The sequence below is a fragment of the Thalassoroseus pseudoceratinae genome (genome assembly GCF_011634775.1).
Classification (GTDB): Bacteria; Planctomycetota; Planctomycetia; order Planctomycetales; family Planctomycetaceae; genus Thalassoroseus; species Thalassoroseus pseudoceratinae.
The window spans coordinates 68,920-92,817 of record NZ_JAALXT010000004.1 but is presented as its reverse complement, the minus strand read 5'-3'; the positions used below and the strand labels follow the sequence as shown (position 1 = coordinate 92,817).

Genomic DNA, 23,898 nt, shown 5'->3' with positions numbered 1-23,898 from the left:
GCGAAACAACTGCCACGAGTGAAATGTGAATCGGACTCGGGTATGCTGCATTTCCACTGTGTTCCAGTTGCGAGGTTCGATGATGTGTCACATGCGAGAGTGTTCACATCCCGCGAGAACACAGAGCCAGTCGCGACATCAAAACTCGACTTGGTCTAGCCAAAGGGGCATCAATTGTTCTTGGATTTTCTGAAATTGGTCGCGGCGGTCGTGTTCGGCCTCATGTTGGTCGTGATTCTCACCGTGGCGTACCTGCGATGGCGGATTAAGCGTTGGGTGGGGGAACTCGGTGACGAAATCAAAAAGTTTGGCGACCAATTTGCAATGATGGGCGGCGGTATGGAACCGCTGGAAGTCGAATTGGAACGCACCCAGTCTTCGCCGTCGCCACAATATCAATCGGTGATTGAAGGTTGGACGAGTGATGTGGAATCACTCGGATTCGAGCGGGTTGGCGACTTTCACATGCAGCCCACGGCGGTCTGGATGCGTGCGTTGACACATCCGGAGTCGGGAGCAGCGGCGGTCGTCTATGTCATGGAACCCGTTGGTGTGTTTTACGATCTCGTGGCGAAGTTCGAAAACGACGATTCTGTCACGGTTACAGACAATCAGTATGCTCTGGTCGACTTCCCGCCCTGGTCGCAGGTGGTGCGTTTGGATGCTGGAACCGATCCCTCGGTTGCGTATTCGCGATTGCTGGACGAGGTCGGAAGCCAACCGGTTCAGCCTTACGATCCCATTAACTTCCGCGAACGCTTTGAAGCGGCGTATCGCAAGGACATGCTCTGGCGGGCGAAGCGTGGGGACACACCTCAAGAAGTTCGTCGGGTGATGAATTCCCCTTTGACGGAAGCGCAAGGGAACAACGATCTCGTCCAAGCCACGATGGAGTCGCGACGAGAGATGCGAGCGGCTCAGTTCGAGGATTTCTTGCGGAAGCAGTATCTCAAGCAATCACAACTCTCCGCATTGGAATATGAGCGAATCGAAGAGCGAATGGTCATTGTGCACGAGTTAACGCCCTCCTCCACGCTACTCGAATTGGCGGAGGAAGCGTTTTGGGATGACGAAGCCGATGAAGAGCAACCGATACCGGATGTCGTTCTCAAGATCGCCGAAGAAGACGATCCCTTGGAAGCGTTTCGTCGAATCCAGGAGTATTTTCCTTCCCCAAATTATTTTGAACATTATGATTCCGTCGCAGGGGAAATCACGGGGGACATCTACTTGCGACCTGCAGACTGACGGACACGGAAGAATCAACGGAACCAAAGAGAAAAGGATTGATGGTGCCGAACACCATGCGAGTTCAATTGACGTTGCCGATACTTTTAGCGTTGCTCTTACTGACACCGTTTCTGCGGGCCGAGGACGTTCTCGTTCGTGTGAATGGGGAACCGATCACACAAACGGATCTGGATTTCCTGGCGTTGTCTCGTCGTGTTCCGAAGGAACGACGGGAATTGGTGCGTGAGCGATTGCTGGACATCTTAGTGGAACGGCAACTGATGCGTTCGTTGTTGAAGTCTCGCGGAGTCGAGGTGGATGCCAAAGAAATTGATCGACGAATTGCGCGACTGAAACAGTCGCTCAAAGAGAACGGAGAGGACCCCCAAGCGGTCTTGAAACGCATCGGCATGGACGATGACCGACTACGAAACGAACTAGCGTTGCCGTTGATGTGGCAGACGTATCTCGGGACGATCGTGCAACCGGAGCGGATTCGCAAATACTATCGTGATCATCAATCGCAATTCGATGGAACGAGACTCCGTGCACGTCAGATCTTTCGCAAAATGCCCCGCTCGGCAACTGACGAGGAGGCTGCAGCGGCGAAGGAGGAACTCAGTGAGATCCGATTTCGCATCGTCGCCGGCGTGTTAGGGTTCAAAACTGCGGTCGAGCAGTTTTCGGATGCGGCTTCGAAAGAGAATGGCGGCGATGTTGGCTGGTTCGGTTGGCGAGGTGGATTGCCAGCGAACGTATCGAAGGCGGCGTTCGCTTTGGAGGGCGATGCCATCAGCGAGCCGATTCGTAGTCCGTTCGGTTGGCATCTGGTTCAAGTCACTGATCGGAAGCCCGGTGAGATTAGTTTGGAGGACGCGCGGCCGCTCGTCTTGAACGCTCTCTCGCAAGAACTGTGGCAGGAAATGGTCGAGAAGGAACGTGAGACGGCGAAGATCGAACCTATCGACTCCAACGCGAATTAGCTTCCCAGGACGTCTGTTGTTTCTGTGCTTGAGATGAGCGCGGCGTACAAAAACTCGTCGATCTCACCTTTCCAGACCGACGACAAATTTTGTGACGTGACGCCCGTCCGATTGTCTCGTGCGTGGGGTTGCGGCCGAATCGTATATTTTCGGATCGCCGTTTCAGACCTGTGAACCGACGACACCGACGCAAGCGACCTTTGTCGATAGAGTTCCGATTGCAACCAGTCTTCGACCAACGGTCGGGCTTCGTCCGGTTGCAGATCATTCTGGGCGGAAACGGTCAATGCGGAGGCTTGGTGCTTGGCTTGCGTTCGGGAGCGGTAACGGTTGCAACGTAGACCCGTCCCGCGACTACGTTGCGAGTTCACGCTGATCTCGCCGGCGGGCACGCGGTCGTCGTCCGAATCGACCAGCGGAAGTACCCGCACTCGCACAAAAAACGATTGCTTCGCTTCGTCCGAAGTGCGACCGAAGACGAACTCATGCATCCCATCTTCGCCACGCAGGATGCCAAACGCAGCGACACCCTCGATGAGCAACACGACATCCGCCGTGGCACCAGTCTTTGATAGCTCCTCGTGAACTGTTTTTACGCCAAACCCTTTCAGTGTTGCCCAATTGGCGTACATCTCGCAGAGTCGATGAGCAAGATCCTGAGGGGCGTCTTCGGCTACGGCAGAGACTTGCACAAACGCATCACCGCGGTCAAATTTTCCTCGGCACTCCAAGCTGTATTTCACCAAGTCTGCATGAAGTTGAACTTCCGCAGCGCGTTCGGCGACGGCTGAGAATTCGTCGGCATCCTGACGATTGCGGGCGGCCTCATAACGGGATTCCAGCGAATCGAGTCGTGTCCGGACACGTCCGACGGCTTCGAGCAGCCGCTCGATCCGGTAAATCTCTCCCAGAGTTTCGCGGGCAAATGACGGGACGTCCCAGAAATCTTTCTGAGTCGTGAGGTGCAGCAACTCGGTTTTCTGTTCTTCAAGCTTCTTGTCTCGGCATTGTTGTTCGAGGCTGGTGATGGCGTCTGTCAGTTGAGTGATTCGCTCCGCAATTTGTTTTGGTTTGAGCTTGGACTTCGTACCGACAATCGGGTCAACGACTGGCACGCCCCGGACGAGCGTTTCTTGTCGACGCGTTTGCCGATCCTCGACAACCCGTGCCGAAATGTTGCGTCCATTGGGAATCAACCGGAGTAGCGCTTGCCGATGATCACCGGTCATCTGCACGATCTGTCGAGCAATTGGCAGCAACGCGAGAGTTTCGACGGCACGCTTGAGCGGACGTGCCCCGAAAACGGGACTGAAACCGTCACGGACTAGAATGTCGATCACCCCCGGGTCGACATCCACTCGCAATTCTCGTCGCGTGATGCCACTTCGGAGCAAGACCTGGCCAAGCTCCCGTTGTGCCAGGATGCGGGCGTGCTCCCGTTCGAGCGGCTTAAACGAAATGATGCGGTCAATGCGATTGATGAACTCCGGCCGGAAGAATTCTTCCATCGCCGCCGGTGGTCCCGATGGCGGGGCGGATTCCGCATCGGCTTGAAATCCAAACGTGGTCTCGTGCAAATCACTGCCGAGATTGCTGGTCATAATAATAATGGTCTGCGTGAAGTTCGTCGTTTGTCCCAGTGAATCGGTGAGACGGCCGGCATCGAAGACTTGGAGTAGCACATCGAAAATGTTCGCGTGGGCCTTCTCGATTTCGTCGAGCAGAATGACGGAGAACGGTTGCTGCCGGACCCGTGACAACAAATTTCCCTGTTGCAGCAGCGAATCGTTGCGGGCATTTGCGTTGCCGATGAGCTTTTCGAAGGAGTGATAATCTTTGAATTCGCTCATGTCGAACCGCAACAACCGATCGGCGGACCCGAAAATAAACTCGGCAAGTGCTTTCGCCAGTTCGGTCTTCCCCACGCCCGTCGGACCGACAAAAAACAAGACGCCCTGCGGTTTGGACGGGTTTGTCAGCCCCGCTTTGATCAATGTGATGAGATCGAGGACGGCATCGACCGCAGCGGATTGCCCGATCACGCGGGACTCGAAAAACTTTCGCGTTTCGGAAACCCGCAGCGGTTGGGTGTCGTCGAGAAGTCGGCTAGGAATGCCCGTGCTCGTTTCCAACGTCCGCACGACATCCTCGGGTTGGAATTCGATGCGATCGGAAACCGAGGCCGCTGACGCATAATCGGCATTGGCATCGTTGGTCGCCGAGTTGTCTCGGGTCTTTCGGCTAATCAGTTGGTCGAGAAGTTTGATCGCTCCCCCCGGGCTGGCGAATCCCGGGAAGTACAATCGGCCAAATTCTTGGACGTTCAACAACGTTTGATCTGGAAAGACCAATTGAACGCCGGAGTCCAACGCGAACTCGTCGCGTCGAGCGTTTGCATATGCTGTGAGAATTTCGGCGGTTTCCTGGCTCTCAGTTTCCTCCAGCCGGAAAACACCAAACAACTTGTGGAACGATGGGAGTTGTTCCACGCCGCGCCGGTAGTTCTCCGGTGTGGCTTCCCCGATCACCGTGAGTGTGCCCTGCTCCATCGCTTGCGCGAAGAAGCCGCCCATGTTCTCATCGGATTTCGAGTGTCGTCCCGCCTGCGGGAGTAAGTGGAGGTCGGTGAGATAGACCAAGACATTCCGTGAACGTTCCGCGGCTCGGATGAGGCCATCAACTCGCGTTTGCCATTCACCGATGTAGGACGTTCCGGCCATCAATTGCGATGTGGAGGTTTCCAACACGATCCAAGGTTGCTCGTCGCGTCGGGCGATTCGCCGAAACAACTCGTGAAGGATCGCAGTTTTGCCACATCCTGACGGTCCAACGAGCACGAATGAGTTGTGCGACGCTTGACCCAGGTGCTGTTGCAGCGTTTCGATCACATCGTCACGTTTGAACGCCAACGGCGTTGGTCGGTCGGCAAACCGCACTGATAGAACCGTGCCGAATTCGGTAAGGGCGTCTAAGAGATCGTGGTCGAATTCCATAGCACGTTCGTGAGTCGAAGTGGAATGAGGTGTCGGATCAATTTAGCAAATCGTTGGTGTATTGTCTCTGTAGACACGAGACGAGTTCTGAAGGATCGCTGTGAGCCTTTGCAAATTTTCGGGCAACGACGCACAATGGCAGACACCGTGTGAGCGTCGATGTTTCTTATCAAAGCAGGACCGCAGCCGACATGTATCGTTCTCGAATGTTTGTTTTCGTTTCCATCTTCTTGGGCGGGCTGTCTGCCTTGCAATCCGCTGAACCGGAGAAAACCGACGGCGACCGCATGGTGCGGGAGTACTTCCGAAGCGAGACGGCAAAGCTCACAGAGCGGGCTTTAGCCGATGTGCAGTCCAAGTCGGATTGGATCGAAAAACGTCCCGAGTATCATCGACAACTTCGTGAGATGTTAGGGCTTGATCCCTGGCCGCAGCGAACACCGCTCGAAGCGAAAATTACCGGTGGCAGCGAAGAAGATGAGTTCCGCGTTGAAAACGTACATTTTCAATCCATGCCGGGTTTGTACGTCACTGGTAATCTTTATCTCCCAAATGATGCATCAGCGGATTCCAAGTTGCCGGCGATTCTGTATGTCTGTGGTCACGGACGCATCAAGAAGAACGGTGTCAGTTACGGCAACAAAGCCCACTACCAACATCATGGTGCGTGGTTTGCTCGCAATGGTTACGTATGTCTGACGATCGACACGATTCAACTCGGGGAAATCGAAGGACTGCATCACGGCACGTACCGCGAAGGCATGTGGTGGTGGCATTCCCGAGGGTATACACCGGCGGGAGTTGAAGCTTGGAATGGAATGCGAGCAATCGACTATTTGGTGAGTCGTCCGGAAGTCGATGCAGATCGTATTGGCGTTACCGGCCGTTCTGGTGGTGGTGCGTATTCGTGGTGGGTCGCGGCGCTTGATGAACGCGTCAAAGCGGCTGTTCCAGTCGCCGGCATTACCAGCCTTCATAACCATATCATGGGTGGTGCCGGGCGTCCTGATGGTTGTATCGAAGGACACTGCGATTGCATGTATATGGTGAATACTTATCGCTGGGATTTTCCTCTTGTCGCCGCACTCGTCGCGCCGCGAGCATTACTAATATCCAATACCGACAAAGATCCGATCTTTCCGCTGGATGGCGTTGTTGATGTCTACAATAAAACTCGTCGAATCTATCGCCTACTAGGAGCGGAAAAGAAAATTGGTCTGCAGATTACAGAAGGGCCGCATCTTGATACCCAAGAACTCCGTGTGCATGCGTTTCACTGGTTCAATAAGTACCTAAAAGGCGAAGACCCCCTCATTTCGACGACTGCAACCAAGTTCTTCGAACCAGAAGAACTGAAAGTTTTTCCAAAAACCGGTTTGCCAGACGACGAACGTGTGACAACAATTCACGAAAGTTTTGTTCCAGCCGCCCCAAAGCCTTCGATTCCTATGGATGAAAATGAATGGCAGCAACTCAAAGACGGTTGGTTCACTCAGTTGAATGAGAAGGTTTTTCGTGGTTGGCCGAACGACGAGTATCAGGACGATGCTAGTCTCGACGTCGAGAAACAGAAGACCCCTCGTATTCAAGTTGAGGCAACCAATCCTTTTGTGATTGACGAATACCAATTCACTAGTCAAGACAACATCCGTTTGCCGTTTTATCTCGTGCGTTCAAACTCGACCAAGCTCGAAAATATCACACAACTTGAATTCGTGGTTTTTGGGGAGTCGAGCTGGGAACGTCTTGGTGAGATGTTGAAGTCATCCGCTGAGAAACTGATGCAATCGGGGTCACTTGCCGAGAGAGCGATCGTGTTCTTCCCGCCACGTGGTGTTGGTCCGACAGCATGGGGAAGCACTCCGGTGAAACGAACTCACATTCGCCGCCGATTCGCATTGCTAGGACAAACTCTTGCAGGGATGCAGGTCTGGGACGCAATTCGTGCAGTCGCAGCAGTCCGGTCGTTGTCCGGTCTTTCAGATGCGAAACTTCATATGACTGGCCGCGAAGATGCGGCAATCACAGCACTTTATGCGAGTTTATATGTTCCCGATGTGGTGCAAGTAACACTTCAAGAGCTTCCACCGAGCCACCAGGATGGTCCGGATCTGTTAAACGTTCTCAAGTATCTAGACGTGCCGCAAGTCGTCGGGATGGCAGCTGGAAATTCGGCAGTTGTGATCATTGATAACGCAAGCGATCACTGGGATTGGCCCCGAATGTTAGACAAGAAACTCGGCTGGGGGCGATTGAAAACTGAGTCTCGAGAATAGCAGTCAATAGTGAGGCGGGTTGACTTATGGACTCGAATCAAAAACCGGTGATCATCGTCGGTGCAGGACTAGCAGGACTGACTTGTGCAACGGAATTGTTTCGTCTTAGTCAGTCATTCGTATTGCTAGAAGCCGCTGATGCTGTGGGTGGTCGAGTTCGTACGGATGAGGTCGAAGGGTTTTTGCTGGATCGCGGTTTTCAGGTTCTGCTGACCGCGTATCCGGAAACGCAACGATTTCTTGACTATAGTCGTCTTGATCTCAAAGCATTCCTGCCAGGGGCCACAATCTATCATGGTGGTCGGTTCTGCCGATTTGTTGACCCTTGGCGGGAACCGACGCAACTGCTACAGACAGCCTTTTCTAGTGTTGGAAATCTGGTCGACAAGTTGCGAGTAGCAAGGGTTCGTTCGGTTGCTAGTCGGGGCCGGCTCGTCGATGTTCTAACGGGTAAGAATAAAACAACGGCCGATGTACTTCGTGAAGACTATCATTTCACGTCGGGAATGATTGATCAGTTTTTTCGACCGTTTCTCGGCGGTGTCTTTTTAGACCGCGATCTGGAAACAACAAGTCGGATGCTGCACTTTGTGTTTCGTATGTTTAGTCAAGGCGACACAGCGGTGCCCGCACACGGGATGCAAGCCATACCGGATCAACTCGCAGTTGGACTCCCGACAGAATCTCTCCGGTTGAATACTCGAGTTCAATCAGTCACTCAGACTCGGGTTACGCTTGAGAGTGGTGAAATACTCGATGGCCGTGCGGTGGTGGTCGCGACTGATGGGCTCACTGCGAGTCTGCTATGTTCGGAAATTCCGAAACCGAAGCCACCCCGTTCCGTCACCGGTCTGTATTTTGCATGCGATCAAAGTCCGGTTGCCGAACCGATTCTGATATTGAATGGTGAGTCACAAGGGCCGGTCAACAATGTCGCCGTGATGAGCCAAGTTTCCAGCGGGTATGCACCTGAAGGGCAACATCTGATTTCGGTCTCTGTCTTGGAGGCGAATCGAGAAACCCTAGAGTCTGAAGTGCGACAGCAACTCAAGTCTTGGTTTGGAGATTCGGTTGATCAGTGGCGGCATCTTCGGACGTATGAAATTCCCGCGGCGTTACCCGATCAATCCCCTGCGTCGCTGGAGCCAGCAAGCCGAACGCGACGTTTGGAGTGTGGCGTGTATGTGTGTGGCGATCACTGTGAGAATGGTTCGATCAATGGGGCAATGGCCTCGGGGCGTCTGACCGCCGAAGCCATTGCATCGAGCATGAGCTAAAACGCGTTGGCTTACTCGTCTGCAACGTTCACGTAGACCTTCAGGGCGGATTTGTCTTCCACGAGCAACCGCATCATTTCGGCGTAGTTTTCGAGACCATCGACGGGATTGGTCAAGATTTTTTCGATCACACCGGGATACGTCACTTCGCCCAATGCGAGATCGGCGATACCAAGTTCGAAGTGGCGATAGTTCCCGTTGACCGTGCCGAGCAGAAGTTTATTACCAAGAACCCAATCGAGATTGATCTTGTCGGAATGGATTTCGTGACTGCTTCGCCCACCGGTGATGCTTGTCCAAACGAGAACGCCGTTCTGCCCCAGGACGTTCATCGATTCAAACGCCACTTGAGAGTTGCCGGTCGCTTCGACGATGATATCGGCTTGGCCAACTTCATCAGCCAACTCACTCAGAGATTTGTCCCGGAGACTGATGTACTCCGCTCCCAACTCCTCGACGATGTCCGCTTTCAACGTTGGCGGTTTTGTTCTTGCGAGCGTGTAGACTTCCAAGTTTCGCAGTCGAAGAATCAAGGTGGTCAGCAAGCCGATCTGACCCGCACCGAGAACGAATGCACGCTTGGGACTCCAGACTTGCAGGCGTTTTTGGGCCTCGTACGCTTGTTCGACCGCTTTCGCGGCCACACTCATCGGCTCCGCCAAGACGTGTAGATGTTTCAAGCCGACCGGCATGCGGACAATGAATTCCAGGTCGTCTACGAAGTATTCCGTTAGGAACCCGTGAAGCAGGCAGATGCCGCGTTCGTAGTAGGTGGCTTCGCTCGTGATATCGGAGCGGCCGATTTTGTCGTAGATCGAACCGCCGGGGCGACGAACGGTGCAAGCGACGTAATCGCCTGGCTTGACGTGTTTTACGGCCGGTCCGACTTCCTCGACGACACCGAAACACTCATGGCCGAGAACGAGAAAATCACTTCCCGGGGGTGCGGTGCCATATAATGCTTCGTTGATTTCCCGGTCCGTGGCGTCGACGCCGACCTTTAACACGCGGACTAAGACTCCACGCCCGTCGGGGATGTCTTCGACTTTCGGTTTCGGCAATTCGGCAAGGTGGACACTATCGGGCTGTCCAGGTCGAACGGCAACCGCCTTCATTTCAATCTCTTCGGGTAAGAACACTTTGGACCACAGACCGTGACACCACGAATGCTGTTTTCACCGAGATTCAATGTGAAAAGTGGCCAGTCGCGGCAAGGTGGTCTTCGGAATTGTCGGGCGCTTTATATCGAATCGATCGCGGAATTGCGATCCAGCAAGCGAATGCAATCTCTCGCCATCGTAGGAGTTCTCTGGACGCCTTGCTATGATGAGACAACTTCGAGGAAAAATGAATGGTTATTTGCGGAGATTTAACCCGGTGATGACGCCCGAATTGCAGAATAGTCGCTTTCTCAAAACCGTTCGGCGGGAACCAACCGATACCACGCCGATTTGGATTATGCGGCAAGCCGGTCGCTATTTGCCTGAGTATCAGGCGGTTCGTAGCGGCCACACATTCCTTGAGTTCTGCAAACGACCGGATTTGGCGGCCCAAGTCACGCTGGATGCTCAACGGATTCTGGGAGTCGATGCGGCCATTCTCTTTGCGGATTTGCCCACGATTCTGGAACCAATGGGCTTTGAACTCGATTACCAACCTGGCCCACAGATCGGAAACCCGCTGCGAACCGGCAAGGATTTGGATCGTATTCGGGAAGTCGAAGACATCGACGCCATGAGTTACGTCTTCGAGACGGTCAAACTCGTGCGGCAAGATTTGCCAGCGGATATTCCGTTGATCGGGTTCTGTGGTTCGCCGTTCACGTTGGCTTCGTACGCCATCGAGGGAGCCGGTTCGAAGAACTATATTCACACGAAATCCCTGATGTACCGCGACCCTGGTGCGTGGCACGAGTTTCTCGGTCGGTTGTCTCGCAGTGTGGTGAAGCACCTTCGCAAGCAACTCGAGACGGGTTGTCAGTTGGTGCAGTTATTCGATAGCTGGGCTGGTTGCTTGTCGCCCGACGATTACCGTGAGTATGTGTTGCCACACACGCGATCGGTTATCGAGGCGTTACCGGACGATGCGTACGTCATCAACTTCCTGACCGGCAATCCGGCGCTTCTGCCATTGCTGCGGGAGTCCGGTGGTGACGTGATTGGCTTAGATTGGCGAGTCGATCTGCGTGAGGGTTGGAAAACGGTCGGGCACGATGTTGCTGTGCAAGGCAATCTTGATCCTGTGGTGCTGTTTGCCGATCTGGATTCGATTCGTCAGCGAACGAAAGCCGTGCTTGACGCCACTGATGGACGACCGGGGCATATCTTCAATCTCGGGCATGGTGTGATGCCGGATATGAATCCCGACCATGTCAAAGCTCTCGTCAAGATGGTTCATGAGATGGGAGCACGGTAGGCGGTGAGTGGCAACGAGCGACCGCGACGAATTGCCGTGATTGGAGGCGGTTTCAGTGGTTTGGCGGCGGCGAACCGACTTGGTGAACTGCGTCAAGAACATGACACGCCCTGTGAAATCACGCTCTTCGACGCCAACGATCGGTTCGGCGGAGTCTTGGGAACCGTGAACATCGGCGGGTACCGTGTTGAAACCGGCGCGGATTCGTTCATCACGAACAAGCCATGGGCGGTTGATCTCTGCAAGCGGTTGGGGATTGCCGACCGACTGATCTCTACGGACGAAACTTATCGGCGGTCGTTGGTGTTACATCGCGGCCGCCCGGTGCCAGTGCCAGACGGGTTCATGTTAATGACGCCTGCCAAAGTATGGCCGGTGCTTCGGAGCCCTTTGTTTTCCTGGACTGGGAAAATTCGCATGGGTTTGGAGACCATCGTGCCCCGTCGTCGGTCAAGCGAAGGGGGCGATGATGATGAAAGCCTCGCCGATTTCGTGCGTCGTCGATTCGGAAACGAAGCGTTGGAGCGACTTGTGCAACCGTTGGTCGGTGGGATTTACACATCCGACCCGGAGAAACTCAGTCTGCGAGCAACGCTGTCGCGGTTTCTGGACATGGAACGCGACCATCGGAGTTTGATTCTCGCAAGCCGGAAACAACAGCGAAACCAACCAACGGAACGTTCCAGCGGGGCCCGTTACGGTCTGTTCGCGACGCCGGATGAGGGGATTTCGGTTCTGGTCAATGCGTTGGCCGAGCGTGTACAGGAGTTGGCCGATTGCCAGTTGGGGAAACCTGTCACGAGTGTGAGACAGCGAGAAGATTCCCGATGGATCTTGGGGTTTTCGGATGCGGACGATGTGGAATTTGATGCCGTCGTCATGGCATTGCCAGCGTGGCGAGCGGCGGGCTTGCTGGACGACACCGATTCGGAGTTAGCGGGGTTGTTGAGCGAAATTGAATACGCTTCCACGGCGATTGTCGTCAGCGGACATCGGCTGGCGGATATTCAGCACCCGATGGATGCGTTCGGGATGGTTGTACCAGCTATCGAGAAGCGACGGATACTGGCGGTGTCCATGACCAGCCGTAAGTTTCCCGGTCGCGCTCCCGATGGGTGTATTCAGTTGCGGACTTTTGTCGGCGGCGCGATGCAACCCGAGGAACTTGACGCGACCGATGAGGAAATCACCGACGTTGTTCAACAGGAGTTGGCCGAGATTTTCGGTGTCTGTGGCGAACCGGATTTCGTGCACGTCGCCCGTTGGAATCGAGCGATGCCGCAATATCATTTGGGGCATCTCGAGCGGGTTCGCCACATCGAAGACCGTGTCCGTAACCATCGTGGACTGGCTCTGGCCGGCAATGCGTTTCACGGGGTTGGAGTGCCGGACGTGATTCATCGAGGTGAGACCTCTGCCGAGACGATCTGGAAAACAATCGTTCCACCCCGTGCCGATGTCGCTCGTCGCGACTACAATTCGGTATGAATCAAGAACTTCCATCCTGGATCGCCTTCGATGCGGTCGGCACGTTGATTACGCCTACGCCTTCGGTTGCCGAGATTTACTGGCAAATCGGGCGACGTTTCGGATCGAGATATTCTCTCGCGGATGTTCAGAAACGCTTCGCGCGTGCGTTTTCTCAGCCGTCGACCGATGATGAATTGCAGACCGACGAGGATCGCGAGTTTGCCTATTGGCAACGCGTGATGCGGGAGGTGCTCGACGATATTCATTCCTCTATCGACTGCTACCGCGATTTGTACGATGCGTTTGCGGAACCGCAGTGTTGGCGGGTTTACGATGATGTCGCCCCGACTCTTGAAGCCTTGGCTGATCGGGGTGTGAAGCTGGCCGTTGCTTCCAACTTCGATCATCGACTGCTCACGCTGTGCGAGCAAATTCCGGCATTACAGCCGATTTCCGTGCGGGTGGTGTCTTCGATCATTGGGTGGAAGAAACCCAGTTCCCAATTTTACAGGGAGTTGGCGAACGCGTGCGGCGTGGCTCCTGCAGACATCTTGATGGTCGGCGACACCTGGGAAACAGACGTGGTGCCTGCACGCGAAGCAGGATTCCAAGCGAAGCTGATTGATCGAAATGCTTCCAGTCCGATACCAGATCACCTGCGACGTTTGACGGAATTGCTTCCGGAAGGCACGATAGGTCATCATTCGTAGTTCAGGCCGTGCCTGAGAAGCGATATTGCAATTTGTTCCCCATGCCATATGTCAGGCATTGCCTGATCGACAGGACTGCCCTCCCAATGCGTTACATGATTTTTGCGCTTCTGTGCTGTTTGCCCTCCGCAGCTGTTTGGGGTCAGCGGGATTTGAAAGTCATTCCCCCGACCGATCCGGAAATTGAACGGAAATCGTTCGTGCTACCGGAGGGGTTCGAAGTGAACCTCTTCGCCGCCGATCCCGCCATCGCGAAACCGATCCAGATGAATTTCGACGATCGCGGACGGTTGTGGCTTGCGACATCGGAAGTCTATCCGCACATCAAACCGGGCCAAGAAGCCAATGACAAGATTCTGATTCTTGAAGATGCCGATGGCGACGGCGTGAGCGACAAAACCACGGTGTTCGCCGACGGTTTGCTGATTCCGACCGGCGTGGCTCCCGGTCACGGTGGTGCATTTGTGGCCAACAGCACCGAGCTTCTGCATCTTCGAGACACCGATGGCGATGGAAAGGCGGATGATCGGCGAGTGGTTTTGTCCGGCTTTGGCACTGAGGACACGCACCATATTCTGCACACATTCCGCTGGGGGCCGGATGGTTGCTTGTATGTCAATCAGTCGATCTACATTCACAGCCACATCGAAACCCCATACGGTGTGAAACGCTTGAACGGCGGCGGTATTTGGAAGTTTCGTCCGGAGACGATGGAACTCGACGTCTTCGCTCGGGGTTGGATCAACGCCTGGGGGCATGAGTTTGATTCGCTGGGGAACTCTTTCGTGACTGATGGGGCCGGTGGTCAGGGCATCAATTACGTGGTTCCGGGAGCGGCATATGCGACGGCCGTCGGTGTGCCACGAATTCTTCCGGGGCTCAATCCGGGAAGTCCGAAATACTGTGGTTTGGAGGTCGTCGGCGGTTCGCATCTACCGGACGATTGGCAGGGCGACTTAATTACGCACGACTTCCGTGGTCATCGTGTGTGCCGATTTAAAGTTAGTAACGATGGCTCGGGTTTCGCGTCGCAGCAGATGCCCGATCTCATTCGCAGTTCGCATACTGCCTTCCGACCGGTCGACGTACGGCTTGGGCCGGATGGAGCGATTTACATTGCCGACTGGTATAACCCCATCATTCAGCACGGCGAAGTCGATTTCCGTGATTCGCGTCGCGATCAAACCCACGGTCGAATTTGGCGAATCACGTACAAGGGACGCCCCACCACCGAACGGCCGGACTTTGCAAAACTCTCGGTCGATGATGTGCTGAGTTTTTTGAAGTCCGATCAACCGTGGCATCGCCGACACGCGAAGTTAGCGTTGCGGGAACGACAGGTCGATATCACGTCCAACCTGAAAGCCTTCGTTTCTAATCTCGATGCGTCTAATCCGGAATATGATCGGCATCGGCTAGAAGCGATCTGGACCGGGCAAACGTGCGGTGTGATTGATGTGCCGCTACTTGTCTCTCTGATGCAAGCAAAAACATCTGGCGTGCGAGCGGCGGCGGCTCGGATTGCAGGCGATTGGATTGAACTCGATCAACAGATCCCGCAGCATCTCGCGAAGCTGGCGAGCGATACCGATTCACACGTTCGACTGGAAGCCGCGCGGGCATTCGCGAAATGGTCGGACCAAACGCAGGCGGTGCAGTCGGCACTTGCGGCTCGTTCCAATTCGATGGACCAATGGCTCGACTATGCCCTCTGGCTGACGTGCCGTGAGACTGCCGACGGTTGGCTCCCGAAACTTCAAGCGGGCGAGTTTAACTTCGACGGGAAGGCCGATGATTTGGCCTTCGCATTGCGTGCGATTCGGAACCCGGCGGCGGTGTCGTCTCTGACGAAATTGCTGAACCAAGGCGATGTTTCAGACGCCCAACGGGAGACGGTGTTGAACGTGCTTGCAGAACTTGGGCAACCAAACGATTTGAATGTCGTTTGGGATGCCGTTCGTGAGGAATCGACGACCGAAACACGTCGTCAGGAACTTTTAACGTTGTTGGCGCGGGCGGCACGGGAGCGAAAGGTCAAACCGTCGGGTGATCTCTCGGCGGCCGTGAAATGGTTGAACGACTCGGATGCAAAGACAAAATTGGCCATCGTCAATTGTGTGGCTGCATGGAAGCTGTCGTCAGCTCGGGATGAGCTACGTCTGTTAGCATTGGCGGATGATACCGACGCCGAGTTGCGCACCGCGAGTTTGTCCGCACTGACGGCTCTCGGGAATGCAAACGACGTTCTGATGAAACTCGTGCAATCCGATCGGTCTTGGCCGGTGCGTCGCCAAGGGGTGATTGCTCTGACAAAAACCGCACCGCAGAAAGCGGCGACCGCAGCCGTCGGGTTGTTGCAATCTGCTCCGACACCGGAAGCAACCGCTGCATTGTTTGTGGCTTTCCTTGAACGAAAGAACGGTCCCGCAGCGTTGACGGCGGCTCTCGACCAACACAAGTTACCGGCCGATGTCGCACGCATCGGGCTGCGAACCATTGATTCCACAGCCACGCCTCATGCGAAGTTGACCGAACAGTTGGCAAAAGCGGGTGGCATTACCAGCGGTCCGAAGCAACTTTCGGCGGATGAAATGCAGACACTTTTGACACGTGTAACCGATGCCGGTGATGCGACCCGGGGGGAAACGGTGTTCCGTCGGGAGAGTTTGGCGTGCATGACATGCCACGCGATCGCCGGTGCGGGCGGGAAAGTCGGACCGGATTTGATCAGTCTCGGTGGCAGCGCACAACCGGATTACATCGTGGAATCGCTGCTCGATCCAAACAAGAAGATCAAAGAAAACTATCACTCGCTCGTCGTGGCGACGGATGAAGGTCAAATCCTGACGGGGGTTAAAGTTCGACAAACGGACACGGAATTGCTGTTGCGAGATGCGAAGGACCAGCTCATTTCCATTCCGCTGGCTTCGATTCTCCAGCAGAAAGTCGGCAAGTCGTTGATGCCGGCTGGTTTGACGGAGAAACTGACTCAGACTGAGTTTGTCGATCTAATCGCGTTTCTCTCAGGGCTTGGGAAAGCGGGGAGCAGTAGTGTTTCACAAACTCCCGTGGCTCGACGATGGGAAGTCATGCAAGCGACGACCGAGGCGAAACATCAACTCCGCCGCACCAGCTACGATGCCGCCGCCAACAACCCAGACGCATTTGCGTGGAAGCCGGTCTACAGCCGCGTGAATGGCGACTTGCCGATTGCGGATCTGCCGGTGATGAACCAGCTTCGCGGCCCACGTTCCGGTGAACCGGTCGTCGCATTCGCCCGGACGGAGCTGGACGTCACTACTGAAGGTGAAGTCGTCTTGCGATTGAACTCACCAAACGGTCTACGAATTTGGCTCGATTCAAAACCTTTGGAACCCGCCGAATCGATGACCGTGCCGTTGAAGACCGGTCGTCATTGGCTCACCGTCGCCGTACTGACCGAGCATCGCAAAAAGCCAGTACGTTTGGAATTACAACCGGCAACCGATTCCAAAGCGCAAGCGAAGTTCATCGCCGGTAAATAGGAGGCTTCACTCTGTATTCGTCAATAAGAAAACGCCGCACGAGAGGTGAACTCCCGGCGGCGTTTTCGATGTTCTTGGTGCCAATCAAGGTTGATTGGTCATTACTCTTCTGGAGCTTCTTCAGCGGCTGGGGTTTCTTCAGCGGCTGGGGTTTCTTCGCCTTCAGCGGCTGGAGTTTCTTCACCTTCAGCAGCTGGGGTTTCTTCACCTTCAGCAGCTGGAGTTTCGGCAGGAGTTTCAGCTGGCTCTTCGCCGCCACCGCAGCCGACGGAGAAAACGGTCAGTGCGAGCATCATCATCCAAGCAGCAAACTTCTTCATTGCGAGTTCCCTCAAGAGAATTCCACAGATTTTCCGCACAGCCGACATGGCTATGCTGGCTCCAATCAAAGGGCCAGTGCACAGGTAAGAGTCCCAAGCGAAAAGATTATTCCCGAGAATTCTCGAAAAATACAAATTTTCAGAATGTTTTCCAATCGGCGGTTTTCGATCCCTGAGAAGGGGACGGATTCGACATTCCGACCGAGTCTGCCGATTGGTAGAATACAGGTGATTCGCTTCACTCAGACCCAGGGATATTGATGTCTGAAAATCGCCCGTTTGCCCATCTTCACTGTCATACGCACTACAGCTTGCTCGACGGTGCGAACAAAATTCCCGACTTGGTCCAAGCCACCAAAGACATGGGGATGAATGCCTGTGCAATTACCGATCACGGGAATTTGTACGGGGCGATGGAATTCTACACGACGTGTCGAGCGAACGATGTCAATCCGATTGTCGGTTATGAAGCGTATGTGGCTCCCGGGCATCGGACGGACCGTAGCGCATCGCGAATGAAGGAAGCCAGTCATCACCTGACGCTATTGGCGATGAACAAGACGGGTTTTCGGAACCTCATTCGGATGGCGTCTATCGCCTACACGGAGGGGTTCTACTACAAACCTCGAATCGACAAGGAATTGCTGGAAGCCCACAACGAGGGAGTGATTTGTCTCTCGGGGTGCGCATCGAGCGAACTGTCTCGTTACATTTTGGCGGAGGAAAAGGACAAGGCGAAGAACCTGATCCATTGGTTCGACAAAGTCTTCGGCGATCGGTTTTACCTCGAAATTCAGAATGCCGGCTTGGAGATTCAAAAGCTTTGCCAAGACGGCACGGTCGATCTCGCGCAACAGGTCGGGATCCCGTTGGTCGCGACGAATGATTCGCACTATCTCTGCCAAGACGACGCCAAAGCTCACGATATTTTGCTTTGCGTCAACACGCGTGCCGTCCGCAGCGATGCCAAACGGATGCGGATGGACAACGATCAATTCTTCGTGCGTTCTCCCGAACAAATGTACGAGGCATTCGGGGGACTGGAAGACGCCGTCGCTCGGTCACAGGAGATTGCCGACCGGATCGATTTGCAACTCGATCTCACCGAGAAGCACTACCCTGTTTTCCGTCCGCCAGAGCAAAAAACCGATAAGCAGTACCTCCGCGAACTTTGCGAAGAAGGAATGCTCTGGCGTTACGGTGAGGACGGCATTACGGAGGCCCACCGGGAGCGGCTGGACTACGAACTCGGCGTCATCGATCAGATGGGGTACTCGAGTTATTTCTTGATCGTGTGGGACTTTGCCCGCTTTGCCGTCGAACAGGGTATCCCTTGTCAGGCGCGGGGTTCGGCGTGCGGTGCGATCGTGGCCTATGTGCTCGGTTTCTCGCACGTGTGTCCGCTGAAGTACGACCTGCTGTTCGAGCGGTTTCTCGATCCATCCCGGAGCGAACCGCCGGATATCGATATCGACTTCTGTCGGGATCGACGACAACTTGTGATCGACTACACCAAAGAGAAATACGGTATCGAAAACGTCGCCCAGATCGGCACGTTCGGTACGCTGAAAGCGAAGATGGTTGTGCGGGACGTGGGGCGTGCGCTTGGTGTGCCGCTGCCTCGGGTCAACGAAATTGCCAAGATGGTGCCCGACACGCTGAACATCAAGCTTAAAACTGCCGTCGAAGAGTCGCAAGACTTGCAAGACGCTTACAACAGCGATCCGCAGGTGACGGAACTCATCGACATTGCGTATCGATTGGAAGGCTTGGCCCGAAGTGCCGGGACACACGCGGCGGGTGTGGTGGTCGCGGATGACCCCATTTCCAACTTTATTCCGCTGCAACGCATTACCGGCAAAGAAGACATCATCACGCAGTGGGACGGGCCGACCGTCGAGATGGTCGGTCTGCTCAAGATGGACTTTCTCGGTCTGCGGAACCTGACGATCCTCGACAAAGCCGTCAAAAACGTCGAACGGTATCGCGGCAAGAAGATCGATCCGCTTGAACTTCCATTGGACGATCCGAAGACGTTTGCCCTACTCCAACGGGGTGAAACGAAAGGCATCTTCCAGTTGGAATCCGGCGGGATGCGGGATTTGCTCACGAAGATGAAGCCCGACCGCTTCGAAGACATCATCGCCACCAGTGCGTTGTACCGACCTGGCCCGCTCGAGGGCGGGATGGTCATGGAATATGTCAACGTGAAGCATGGTCGACAGGAGCCCCGAAAGATCCACCCGGTCGTGGATGAAGTGCTTGCCGAGACCAACGGAGTGATGGTCTATCAAGAGCAAGTCATGCGGATTCTCAACCGTGTGGGGAACATCGAACTTCCGGCTTCCTATCGGTGTATTAAGGCGATCAGTAAGAAGAAACTGAAAATCATCGCCGACTTCCGCGAGCAATACGTCCAAGGTGCTCGCGAAAATGGAATTCCCGAAGCCACCGCGATCGAGTTGTTTGAACTCATCGAAAAGTTCGCCGGTTACGGGTTCAACAAATCGCACAGTACGGCTTACGGTGCCGTGGCCTATCAAACCGCGTATTTGAAGGCTCACTATCCGGCGGAATTCATGGCGGCACTTCTTTCGTGTGGCATGGAAGATTCCAACCGCATCTCCGAGCAAACCGATGATTGCCGGCGGATGAAGATCGAAGTACTCCCGCCGGATGTGAATACGTCGGACGTGGAATTTGCTGTCGTCGATGACAAAATTGGCTTTGGTCTCGGAGCGATCAAAGGGGTCGGTGACGCGGCGGTGCAGCAGTTGGTGGCCGAACGCGAGGCGAACGGTCCGTTTCTGAACATTTACGATTTGACGGAACGGGTCGATCCGAAAGTTCTTACCAAATCGGCTTTGGAAATTTTGATCAAAGCCGGTGCCCTGGACAGTTTCGGACCGAATCGTGAGCAACACTTGCAAGCGGTCGATCGGGCTGTGCAAGCGGCCTCGGCGAAGCAACGAGACCAAGCGCGTGGCCAGAAAAGCTTGTTTGGTGGGGATGACGATGAAGCCGAGGAAACCGAGATTAGCCTTCCCGACGCTGCCGATTGGACAAACAGTCAGAAACTTGCGTACGAACGAGAGGTTCTCGGGTTCTATCTGACATCACATCCGTTGACCGAACACGCCGACAGGCTGAGTCGGTTTTCGACGCACACGGCGGCCGAACTCAAAGAACTGCCAGAGAAAGCGGAAGTGTTGTTGGCGGGGATGGTGTCAGCCATCAAAAAAGCACAAACGAAGAAGCCCAGCCGAAATGGGAACCAACGGTATGTGAACTTCGATTTCGAGGATGCCGGCGGAGTCGTGCGGTGCATTATGTGGCCGGAAGAATTTGCTCGCATGGGGCATCTCGTCGAGACCGATGCGATCCGCTTCGTCAAAGGTCGCGTCGATCAACGCAGCCGAGAACCGAATGTCATCGTCGATCAAATGCTGACGATGGAGGAAGTCGAGAAAACATTCACCGACAAATTGGCCGTGAAATTCCAGCACGGATTGCACGACGAACAGGACATGATCCGCGTGCGGGACGTGATCAGTCGGCATCCGGGGACTTCGGAAGTGGTGCTGCTTGCGGAGATGCCCGACGATGCCAATCCCGGCCAGCGATTGCGTTACGTTCTGCAAACGCCGGATTCGTTCCGTGTCGGTTGCACTTCGGAGTTGAAAGCCGAATTGGTGGAGGCGATTGGCGAAACCCACTTTAAATTCCACGCACAACCAATTCGCAAGGCGGGGTCCAGTCGAGGTGTCGGTCGGTAATGAAACTGGTGTGAATTGGAGATTCGGGTTTTCGTAGGAGACGGACTATGATGGATACGAATACGACAGATGCCGAAATTGCCGCTCCACCGGGAACGTCGCGAGGGCTTCGCTGGTTCGTTGGGCTTGTCGCATTGACTCTGCTCGTGACAGCGGCAATGTTTCTTTCCGGCGCAGGCACAAATCCGGTCTCAGAACCATTCACGGAAACAGAGGCAGCCGCACGACTGCAAACCGGTTCGACGATCCGAACGAAAACGCCCAGCGATGCGGATTATGTCCGAGCACTCATCGGGCGATGGAAGCGACCCGAATCCTACGGCGACATCACACTCACGCTCAAACCCGAAGGCAGAGGCACGATGTACGTGGAATTTTCCACGGTCTACTCGCTCCTGGTCGATGACGAACTTCTCGTGGATATCAAATGGGAAGTCAAAGATGGCCGGTGTGTGTTTCAATCGATTCGTGGCAAACCGCAAGCCGCCTTCGAATTGGTCACGAAACTCAAAGGTAAAGTTCGTGATCAAAAAATTATCGAGGTGACGAGCAAACGAGCGATCTTCTTCGATGACAAACGCAAGAAAACCAAGAAGACCTGGAAACGCTTGCCGGACGCGAACAAGAAATAAGCTCGTCGATCCGTTTTCCGACCATCACTTCAACGGCTTGAGACCACTTGCCACTCGTTTTTGATTCAGCAATCCGAATGCGTCAGGTTCGAGTTTCAAAAATTTCACAAGTTGCGACGTGGTCGTTTCGAGCGAATCGGCAACCTCGGCCGCATTCCACTCCCCTGCCTCAAACGCATCGAGAGCCTCCGCGAGCAACGCCGGAAAATCGTCGTGAGTGTTGCGGACTTGAATTTTCTTTGAGCGAACACGAGTCGTCCATAACTCGCTGGGAGTGTTCCACTCCCGACGCACTTGAAGTGCGAGAGCGATACGGAGTCGAAACAACGCGGCCTGTAAGTTCTGCGATTGGGACCGGCGTTCATTGGCTTCCGCAGAGACACCAGTTGGACGATGATGTAACACGACCGCCGTTTCCACCTTGTTCCGATGTTGTCCACCGGGACCGCCGCGTTTGAGACGTTTGACATCGCATTCAGACTGCAACTGGTCGGGGGGAATTTCTGTAGGATGTCGAAACATGAAATTGGTTCCGATTTGCCGCCCGTTCATGCGGACGATAACTTAGATCATATCCCGGCCGTTTGTATTGCCGGTGTGATCCGTTGATTCATTTCTTGAAGTATAGAAAGCTCGCTCGATGAAATTCATTCGAGTCTTGGTGGTCCTGGTCGCGATTGGATCGTGTGTGGGCTGCGGTTCGTCATCCACCCGATCGGCCGCGGTGATGGGGTGGGTCGTGGCCCGTGGCGGCAGCGTGACCGTCGCTGGGAAATCGTTGGCAGTCAAATCGCTCTCCGACATCGACGATGGCGCCACGGAAATCCAACGCATTGATCTCAATGGTCAAGATATCACCGACGAGGATTTGAAGAACCTTACGGTTCTCAGCGATCTGCAATTTCTCGGTCTGCACGGAGCGCCTATCACGGACGCCGGGGTTGATGCCTTGTTGGAAATCGAGAATCTGAAGGAACTGGAACTCTCAGCGACGAACATCACCGATGCGGGAGTTGTAAAGTTGGCGGGCCTGACCAGCTTGGAAAAACTCACGCTTCACAATACAACTGTGACGAAGAAGGCCATCGAGGAACTTCAAAACAAAGTGCCCGGATGCCAAGTTATTCAGTGACACGACCACTCACGACAATAGCTTGAATTGTGCACCGAAATTAGGATGATTCCGGTACGCTCCCTTGGTCTTTTCGGCCTCGTCCGTGGAGTTCATGCAGCAAACTGTTGCGGGTGTACTTGTCGGGAATGCCGCCGAGATTACGGTGGGCGATGAGTTCGGCCACGATGCTGACCGCGATTTCCGGCACGGTTTGCGAACCGATATCCAAACCCAACGGAGCGTGCACACGTTCGAGTGCATTCGCAGAGATATTCTCGGCAAGGAGGTCTTCGAAGATCAGTTTGATCTTGCGGTGCGAACCGATCAGACCCACGTACCGGGCTGAAGTCTCAGCGAGATGGTAAAGGGCTTCTTCGTCGTGATTGTGGCCGCGAGTCACGATGATTGCATAGGTGTCGGGATCGATTTCCAACCCTGAGAGCGCTGTGTCAATGTCAGCGACAATCAACCGCTTCGCTTGCGGGAATCGTTCCAAATTGCAGTACTGTTCACGGTCATCGACAACCCACACATCAAAGTCTGCCGCCGCCGCGAGTTTGGCAACTTCTTGCCCAACGTGCCCTGCTCCGACAATCAACAACCGACACCGATCCAACCGGGGCAAATAGCACACGCCCTTCGCGACGTATGGTCTTGGACGGTCGGCCAACGATCGCAGGTTGGTTTTGGCTTCCGCTGGCATTTCTTGAGTGCTTCGTGAGGCAATGATCTCGCCTTCAGCATCAAGCAAAAACCGATCACCGGTGGAGTCTTCGTTTTCAGTCTTGAAGATGATGACTTCCGTCGAACCGCGACCTTCCCGGATGACTTCCAATTGACGATCGAAGTAACTGAGGTCATCACCGGGGCGGATCGGATCGACCAGCATCCGCATTCGGCCGCCGCAGATCAAACCGTCATCCCATCCATAATCGCTGTCGAGATTGAACGTGAGGATTTCGCGATCGCCATGGTCCAGCAACCGCAACGCTCGCTGTTTGACCTCGGCTTCGACGCAACCGCCGCCGAGCGTGCCGGTTTGCGAACCATCAGGAAACACGAGCATGGTGGCTCCCGCTTTTTGCGGGGTCGATCCCCGTGTTTCCACGAGGGCGGTATACGCACACGGCGAACCACCTCGCACGGAATCCACCAGGGTCTGCAACAAGGTTTCCATG

General features: G+C 54.7%; 16 protein-coding genes. 11 read left to right on the top strand and 5 right to left on the bottom strand.

What is annotated here, in order from left to right:
- Positions 1 to 174: 174 nt before the first annotated feature.
- Entirely contained in the window at positions 175 to 1,248 is a 1,074-nt protein-coding gene (locus G6R38_RS14675; protein WP_206028598.1) for a hypothetical protein, read from the top strand.
- 56 nt (positions 1,249 to 1,304) lie between these two features.
- Positions 1,305 to 2,213, top strand: a complete 909-nt coding sequence (locus G6R38_RS14670; RefSeq protein ID WP_166826937.1) for a peptidylprolyl isomerase — start codon at positions 1,305 to 1,307, stop codon at positions 2,211 to 2,213.
- On the opposite strand, the gene G6R38_RS14665 is transcribed toward G6R38_RS14670, so the two are convergent.
- Complete coding sequence (locus tag G6R38_RS14665) at positions 2,210 to 5,206, bottom strand: AAA family ATPase (RefSeq protein WP_166826934.1); 2,997 nt, start codon at positions 5,204 to 5,206, stop codon at positions 2,210 to 2,212. The genes G6R38_RS14670 and G6R38_RS14665 overlap by 4 nt on opposite strands.
- 191 nt (positions 5,207 to 5,397) lie before the next feature.
- On the opposite strand from G6R38_RS14665, the gene G6R38_RS14660 reads away from it, so the two are divergent.
- Together G6R38_RS14660 and G6R38_RS14655 are read left to right on the top strand one after the other, a co-directional pair.
- Complete coding sequence (locus G6R38_RS14660) at positions 5,398 to 7,482, top strand: alpha/beta hydrolase family protein (protein ID WP_206028597.1); 2,085 nt, start codon at positions 5,398 to 5,400, stop codon at positions 7,480 to 7,482.
- A 26-nt stretch (positions 7,483 to 7,508) separates the two neighbouring features.
- Complete coding sequence (locus tag G6R38_RS14655; protein ID WP_166826931.1) at positions 7,509 to 8,759, top strand: NAD(P)/FAD-dependent oxidoreductase; 1,251 nt, start codon at positions 7,509 to 7,511, stop codon at positions 8,757 to 8,759.
- Between the two features lie 11 nt (positions 8,760 to 8,770).
- Here G6R38_RS14655 and G6R38_RS14650 read toward each other — a convergent pair whose 3' ends face one another.
- Positions 8,771 to 9,874: a glucose 1-dehydrogenase gene (locus G6R38_RS14650; RefSeq protein ID WP_166826928.1), complete on the bottom strand. Its 1,104-nt coding sequence runs from the start codon at positions 9,872 to 9,874 to the stop codon at positions 8,771 to 8,773.
- Positions 9,875 to 10,139: 265 nt separating this feature from the next.
- Between G6R38_RS14650 and hemE the strand changes: the two genes are divergently transcribed.
- From hemE to G6R38_RS14630, 4 genes are all read left to right on the top strand, one after another.
- Positions 10,140 to 11,174, top strand: a complete 1,035-nt coding sequence (gene hemE, locus G6R38_RS14645) for a uroporphyrinogen decarboxylase (RefSeq protein ID WP_166829051.1) — start codon at positions 10,140 to 10,142, stop codon at positions 11,172 to 11,174.
- A gap of 3 nt (positions 11,175 to 11,177) precedes the next feature.
- The gene (hemG, locus tag G6R38_RS14640; RefSeq protein WP_206028595.1) at positions 11,178 to 12,662 is read left to right on the top strand and encodes a protoporphyrinogen oxidase; all 1,485 of its coding nucleotides are present in this window, start codon (positions 11,178 to 11,180) and stop codon (positions 12,660 to 12,662) included.
- Positions 12,659 to 13,354, top strand: coding sequence for an HAD-IA family hydrolase (locus tag G6R38_RS14635; RefSeq protein WP_166826925.1), 696 nt, complete (start codon positions 12,659 to 12,661; stop codon positions 13,352 to 13,354). Before hemG ends, G6R38_RS14635 begins: the two co-directional genes overlap by 4 nt.
- An 86-nt stretch (positions 13,355 to 13,440) precedes the next feature.
- Positions 13,441 to 16,878: a PVC-type heme-binding CxxCH protein gene (locus tag G6R38_RS14630; protein WP_166826922.1), complete on the top strand. Its 3,438-nt coding sequence runs from the start codon at positions 13,441 to 13,443 to the stop codon at positions 16,876 to 16,878.
- Between the two features lie 101 nt (positions 16,879 to 16,979).
- On the opposite strand, the gene G6R38_RS14625 is transcribed toward G6R38_RS14630, so the two are convergent.
- Positions 16,980 to 17,198: a hypothetical protein gene (locus tag G6R38_RS14625; protein WP_206028594.1), complete on the bottom strand. Its 219-nt coding sequence runs from the start codon at positions 17,196 to 17,198 to the stop codon at positions 16,980 to 16,982.
- A gap of 260 nt (positions 17,199 to 17,458) precedes the next feature.
- Here G6R38_RS14625 and dnaE point away from each other — a divergent pair, with 260 nt between their 5' ends.
- Entirely contained in the window at positions 17,459 to 20,974 is a 3,516-nt protein-coding gene (gene dnaE, locus G6R38_RS14620) for a DNA polymerase III subunit alpha (protein ID WP_166826919.1), read from the top strand.
- A 47-nt stretch (positions 20,975 to 21,021) separates the two neighbouring features.
- Entirely contained in the window at positions 21,022 to 21,606 is a 585-nt protein-coding gene (locus tag G6R38_RS14615; RefSeq protein WP_166826916.1) for a hypothetical protein, read from the top strand.
- Positions 21,607 to 21,630: 24 nt separating this feature from the next.
- Here G6R38_RS14615 and G6R38_RS14610 read toward each other — a convergent pair whose 3' ends face one another.
- Positions 21,631 to 22,128, bottom strand: a complete 498-nt coding sequence (locus G6R38_RS14610; RefSeq protein WP_166826913.1) for a peptide chain release factor family protein — start codon at positions 22,126 to 22,128, stop codon at positions 21,631 to 21,633.
- Between the two features lie 118 nt (positions 22,129 to 22,246).
- On the opposite strand from G6R38_RS14610, the gene G6R38_RS14605 reads away from it, so the two are divergent.
- Positions 22,247 to 22,738: a leucine-rich repeat domain-containing protein gene (locus tag G6R38_RS14605; protein ID WP_166826910.1), complete on the top strand. Its 492-nt coding sequence runs from the start codon at positions 22,247 to 22,249 to the stop codon at positions 22,736 to 22,738.
- Positions 22,739 to 22,778: 40 nt separating this feature from the next.
- Here the strand turns inward: G6R38_RS14605 and G6R38_RS14600 are convergent, their stop codons facing one another.
- Positions 22,779 to 23,897, bottom strand: coding sequence for an XdhC family protein (locus tag G6R38_RS14600; protein WP_166826907.1), 1,119 nt, complete (start codon positions 23,895 to 23,897; stop codon positions 22,779 to 22,781).
- Position 23,898: the final 1 nt, after the last annotated feature.